Below are 4,821 nucleotides of genomic sequence, written 5' to 3' on the forward strand. Positions count from 1 at the left end.
GGGCCTGCCGCAGGAGGCCGGCCTGCCGCTGCTGCTGGCGGCGGTGCTCATGGTCGGCGCCGCCGGCTCCGGCTTCAACCTGGCCCGGCAGTCCTACCTCGCGGCCGCCGTCCCGGTGACGCACCGGGCGCGGGCGATGTCCATGCTCGGCGGCACCATCCGCATCGGCACGCTGGTGGGTCCGTTTCTCGGCGCGGGCTTGCAGGCCTGGATGGGCCTGCCCGGCGCGTTCGCCGCGGCCACGGTGGCTATGGCCGTGGGCGTGGCCATGAGCTTCTTCATCGACGAGCTCGCCGAGGAGGCGGCGGCCCTGGACACCCAGGGCATCCCGCTGCCGGCCGAGACCCTGCGGCACATGGCCACCACGCACGTGCGACTGCTCTCCACGGTCGGGCTCTGCGTGATGACGCTGTCCGCCACGCGCGTCTGCCGCGCCTCGGTGGTGCCGCTGTGGGCGGCGCACCTGGGGCTCGACCCGGCCACCACGTCCCTGATCTTCGGTCTGTCCGCGGTGGTGGACGTGCTGATGTTCTATCCGTCCGGCTGGCTCATGGACCGCTTCGGACGCCGCGCCGTGGCCGTGCCCTGCCTGGGCGTGATGGCCGTCGGGTTCGCCGTGCTCCCGCTGACGGACTCGTTCGTCGCCCTGCTCGGCGCCGCCCTGCTGATCGGCCTGGGCAACGGGTTCGGCTCGGGCATCGTGATGACCCTCGGCGCGGACTACTCGCCGGCGCACGGCCGCGCCCAGTTCCTGGGGATCTGGCGCATCGTCTCGGACACCGGCATGGTGACCGGCCCGCTGCTGCTCTCCGCGGTCACCGGCCTGGCAGGGCTGGCCGGCGGCATCCTCGCGCTCGCCGGCATGGCCGCCGCCGGCTCGCTCGGCTTCCGTGTGCTGCTGCCCGGAGGCCCCGGGTCCGTGCACCGTCCGCAGGGCGGGACGTCCTCCCGGCGTGGTGCGTGACGTGGGACACTGACGCCATGTCCGTCTTCGCCGTGCACTACACCTACACCGACGACTCCGCCGGCCGCGACGCCCACCGTGCGGACCACCGCGCGTTCCTGCGCTCGCTGGCCGCGAACGGAGTCGTGCTCCTCGCGGGAGCCTACCCGGAGCAGGAGGGCGTCCAGCCCGCCGCGCTGCTGCTGGTCCGCGCCGAGTCCGCGGATGCGGCCCGCACCCTACTCACCGAGGACCCCTTCCAGAAGGAGGCGTTGGTGGCCACCGTGGACGTGCGCCCGTGGGCGCCGCCGATGGGAGCCTGGGTCGAGGGCGACGACGCGCCGCTCGCCGGCCGCTTCTGAGCCGCCCCGCCCGAGCGGCGCCTCGGTGAGGGGGCACGCAGGTGAGGGGATGACGACGGCCGGGCGCCGTCGTCGGGAAGCCCGCCGGGCGGTCTCCGCAGGCGACCGCGGGGCGGGGCTCAGCCCCGCTCGGGCCGCGAGTCCAGGTACTTGGCTGAGGTGTGGCTCTCGAAGATCATGTACGTCTGGGTGTCCACCACGCCGGGCAGGGACTGCAGGTGCTCGAACACCACGCGCCGCAGGTCCGCGATGTCCCGGGCGCGGACCATGATCATCACGTCCATGTTGCCGCCCACCAGGGAGACCTGGCTGACCTCAGGGATGGCCAGCAGCTGGGCGCGCAGCTCGCGCCAGTTGTGCTGACGCAGCTTGAGGGCCACGTGGGCGGAGGCGCTGAAGCCCAGCCGCTCGGGGTCCACCGTCACGGTGAAGCCGGTGATGGCGCCGGCGTCCTGCAGGCGGTTCAGCCGGGAGTAGCAGTGGGCGCGGGAGATGTGCACCCGCTCGGCGAGCGCGGCCACCGAGAGGCGTCCGTCCCGGCTGAGCTCGGCGATGATCGCGTGGTCCGTGGCATCCAGTTCCATGGCGCTGCACCCTCTCTCCCGGCACCGCTGGCGGCCCGGCCGCACGGCGGCGGGCAGATGGCGGACATCTGTGCGTGTGCCATGCGACACTTTAGCAGAACGTCCATCCGCCGACGTTGAATCAGCAGATCTGTATGCAGGTTACGCCGGTACGGTGAACAGATTGAACCGTTCGGGTCAGAATGGGGCGAATCTGGAAAGGAGTGCCCATGAGCCACAACCCCGCGTCTGCGCCGCACGACTCGTTCGGCATCACGCTGGAGGAGTACCTGCTGCCGGCCACCCGCCGCATCCAGCTCGTCACCGAGGACGGCACCGCGCTGTCCCCGGAGGAGCAGGGCGCCGAGCCCGGCCACGAGTACCCGATGCCCTCCGACGAGGCCCTGCTCGACGCCTACCGTCACCTGGTGATCGGCCGCCGCGTGAACGACCAGGCCTACGCCCTCGTCCGCCAGGGCCGCATGGCCGTCTACCCGTCCTCGCACGGCCAGGAGGCCTCCGAGGTGGCCGCCGCCGTCTGCCTGCGCAAGGACGACTGGCTCTTCCCGACCTACCGCGACACCGTGGCCGTGATGTCCCGCGGCGTCCCCGCCACCGAGGTGATGGTCGCCTACCAGGGCACCTGGCACCAGGGATATGACCCGCAGGAGCACCGCGTCTCCGTGCAGTCCACCCCGCTGACCACCCAGCTGCTGCACGCCGTGGGCCTGGCCAAGGCCGCCCGCCTGCGCGGCGAGGATGTGGCCGTGCTCGCCATGGTCGGCGACGGCGGCACCTCCGAGGGCGACTTCCATGAGGCCCTGAACTTCGCCGCGGTGTTCAAGCTGCCGGTGATCTTCTTCGTGCAGAACAACAAGTACGCGATCTCCGTGCCGCTGGCCCGTCAGTCCGCCGCCCCGTCCCTGGCGCACAAGGCGGTGGGCTACGGCCTCGCCGGCGAGCGGGTGGACGGCAACGACCTGGCCGCCCTGCTGGCCGTGCTCGGCCGCGCCGTGGACCTCTGCCACGCCGGCGGCGGCCCGTTCCTGGTGGAGGCGGACACCTACCGCATGCAGTCCCACACCAACGCGGACGACGCCACCCGCTACCGCGAGGACGACGAGGTGAAGGAGTGGGAGGCCCGCGACCCGCTGCGCCGCATGACCGCGTTCCTCACCGACCGCGGGGTGCTGACGGACGAGGTCTCCGAGTCCATCACCTCGGACGCCGAGCAGGTCGCCGCCGCGCTGCGCGATGCGATGAACACGGACGTGGAGCTGGACCCGCTCGAGCTGTTCGACCACGTCTACACCGTGCAGACCCCGCAGCTGGCCGCGCAGCGCGCGCAGCTGGCCGAGGAGCTGTCCCGCACCGAGAGCAAGGAGGCCTGAGCATGGCGAACCTGACCTTCGCGGCCGCACTGAACGCGGCCCTTGCCGACGAGATGCAGGCCGACGACATGGTGGTCGTCTTCGGTGAGGACGTGGGCACCCTCGGCGGCGTCTTCCGCATCACCGACGGCCTGACCAAGCGCTTCGGCGACGACCGCTGCTTCGATACCCCGCTGGCCGAGTCCGGCATCGCCGGCATGGCCGTGGGCATGGCCCTCGGCGGCGCCCGCCCGGTGATCGAGATGCAGTTCGACGCCTTCGCCTACCCGGCCTTCGAGCAGGTGGCCAGCCACATCGCCAAGATGCGCAACCGCACCAAGGGCGCCGCCCCGATGCCGATCACGATCCGCATCCCCTACGGCGGCGGCATCGGCGGCGTGGAGCACCACTGCGACTCCTCCGAGTCCTACTACGCCCACACTCCGGGCCTGAAGGTGTACACCCCGGCCACCGTCAAGGACGCCTACCTGATGCTGCGCTGGGCCGTCCGCTCGAACGACCCGGTGGTCTTCATGGAGCCGAAGAAGCTCTACTGGTCCAAGGCGGACCTGGACCTGGACGAGCTGCGCGCCGAGTTCGAGGCCCGCTGGGCCGAGGTGGAGCAGGCTGAGGCGGAGGGCGAGGCCTGGGCCCGCGCCACCGTGGCGTGCACCGGCTCGGACGTCACGCTCGTCTCCTACGGCCCCTCGGTGCCCACCTGCGTGGCCGCCGCCAAGGCCGCCGCGGAGGAGGGCTACTCGGTGGAGGTCGTGGACCTGCGCACCATCAACCCGCTGGACGAGGCGACCATCGTGGAGTCGGTGACCAAGACCGGCCGCGCCGTGGTGGTGGCCGAGCCGCAGGGCTTCGTGTCCGTGGCCTCCGAGCTGGTGGCCCGCATCCAGAAGGAGTGCTTCCACTCGCTCGCGGCCCCGGTGCTGCGCGTGTCGGGCTGGGACATCCCCTACCCGGCGCCGAAGCTCGAGGAGCACCACCTGCCGAACGTCGACCGCATCCTCGATGCCATCGACGACCTGAACTGGGACCTGGACTCTGAGGAGGCCGACGCATGAGCAAGACCTTCAACCTGCCCGACCTGGGCGAGGGCCTGACCGAGGCCGACCTGGTCCGCTGGCTCGTGGCCGAGGGCGACGAGGTCGCCGTGGACCAGCCGATCGCCGAGGTGGAGACCGCCAAGGCGCTCGTGGAGGTGCCGTGCCCGTTCGCCGGCACCGTGCTGACCCTGCACGGCGCCGAGGGCGAGACCATGGAGGTCGGCCTGCCGCTGATCACCGTGGGCGAGGCCGGCGAGACCGCCGGCGGGTCCGAGCCCGACTCCGGCACCGGTGCCGAAGAGAAGGCCGGCGCGCTGTCCTACCGCGAGGAGGAGCGCGCGGGCGTGATGGAGCCCGGCAAGGGCCAGCCCGCTCCGGACAAGGCCCGCGGCGGCGACGGGGACGTGGAGGGCTCGGACGAGGAGGCCTCCGGCAGCGTCCTCATCGGCTACGGCACCTCCGGCCACGGCGCCAAGGGCCGCACCCGTCCGTCCAAGCGTCGCCGCGGCAGCACGACGACGGCACCGG

Annotated in this window: 6 protein-coding genes; 5 read left to right on the forward strand and 1 reads right to left on the reverse strand. The window is 72.2% G+C overall.

Going from position 1 to position 4,821, the window contains the following annotated elements:
- Together AC2W7A_RS09585 and AC2W7A_RS09590 are read left to right on the forward strand one after the other, a co-directional pair.
- A partial coding sequence (locus AC2W7A_RS09585; protein WP_485991161.1) for an MFS transporter occupies nt 1–964 on the forward strand: 964 nt, incomplete at its 5' end.
- Between the two features lie 17 nt (nt 965–981).
- Complete coding sequence (locus tag AC2W7A_RS09590; protein WP_485991162.1) at nt 982–1,305, forward strand: YciI family protein; 324 nt, start codon at nt 982–984, stop codon at nt 1,303–1,305.
- Nucleotides 1,306–1,424: 119 nt separating this feature from the next.
- Here the strand turns inward: AC2W7A_RS09590 and AC2W7A_RS09595 are convergent, their stop codons facing one another.
- On the reverse strand, nt 1,425–1,889 hold the full coding sequence (locus tag AC2W7A_RS09595) for an Lrp/AsnC family transcriptional regulator (protein ID WP_485991163.1): 465 nt from the start codon (nt 1,887–1,889) through the stop codon (nt 1,425–1,427).
- Nucleotides 1,890–2,098: 209 nt separating this feature from the next.
- Between AC2W7A_RS09595 and AC2W7A_RS09600 the strand changes: the two genes are divergently transcribed.
- From AC2W7A_RS09600 to AC2W7A_RS09610, 3 genes are all read left to right on the forward strand, one after another.
- A complete protein-coding gene (locus AC2W7A_RS09600; RefSeq protein ID WP_485991164.1) occupies nt 2,099–3,259 on the forward strand; it encodes a thiamine pyrophosphate-dependent enzyme in 1,161 nt (386 codons plus the stop codon).
- Between the two features lie 2 nt (nt 3,260–3,261).
- Nucleotides 3,262–4,311 carry an alpha-ketoacid dehydrogenase subunit beta gene (locus AC2W7A_RS09605; protein ID WP_485991165.1) on the forward strand — a complete coding sequence of 350 codons (1,050 nt, stop codon included), beginning with the start codon at nt 3,262–3,264 and terminating at the stop codon, nt 4,309–4,311.
- Nucleotides 4,308–4,821, forward strand: a 514-nt coding sequence (locus AC2W7A_RS09610) for a biotin/lipoyl-containing protein (RefSeq protein ID WP_485991166.1), incomplete at its 3' end; no start/stop codon positions are given. The genes AC2W7A_RS09605 and AC2W7A_RS09610, both read left to right, overlap by 4 nt.

The organism is Micrococcus sp. LASM2_SD2 (genome assembly GCF_057364565.1).

Coding starts and splice junctions, on each gene's coding strand:
- AC2W7A_RS09590 (WP_485991162.1), top strand. CDS start 982: ATGTCCGTCTTCGCCGTGCACTACACCTACACCGACGACTCCGCCGGC.
- AC2W7A_RS09600 (WP_485991164.1), top strand. CDS start 2,099: ATGAGCCACAACCCCGCGTCTGCGCCGCACGACTCGTTCGGCATCACG.
- AC2W7A_RS09605 (WP_485991165.1), top strand. CDS start 3,262: ATGGCGAACCTGACCTTCGCGGCCGCACTGAACGCGGCCCTTGCCGAC.
- AC2W7A_RS09595 (WP_485991163.1), bottom strand. CDS start 1,889: ATGGAACTGGATGCCACGGACCACGCGATCATCGCCGAGCTCAGCCGG.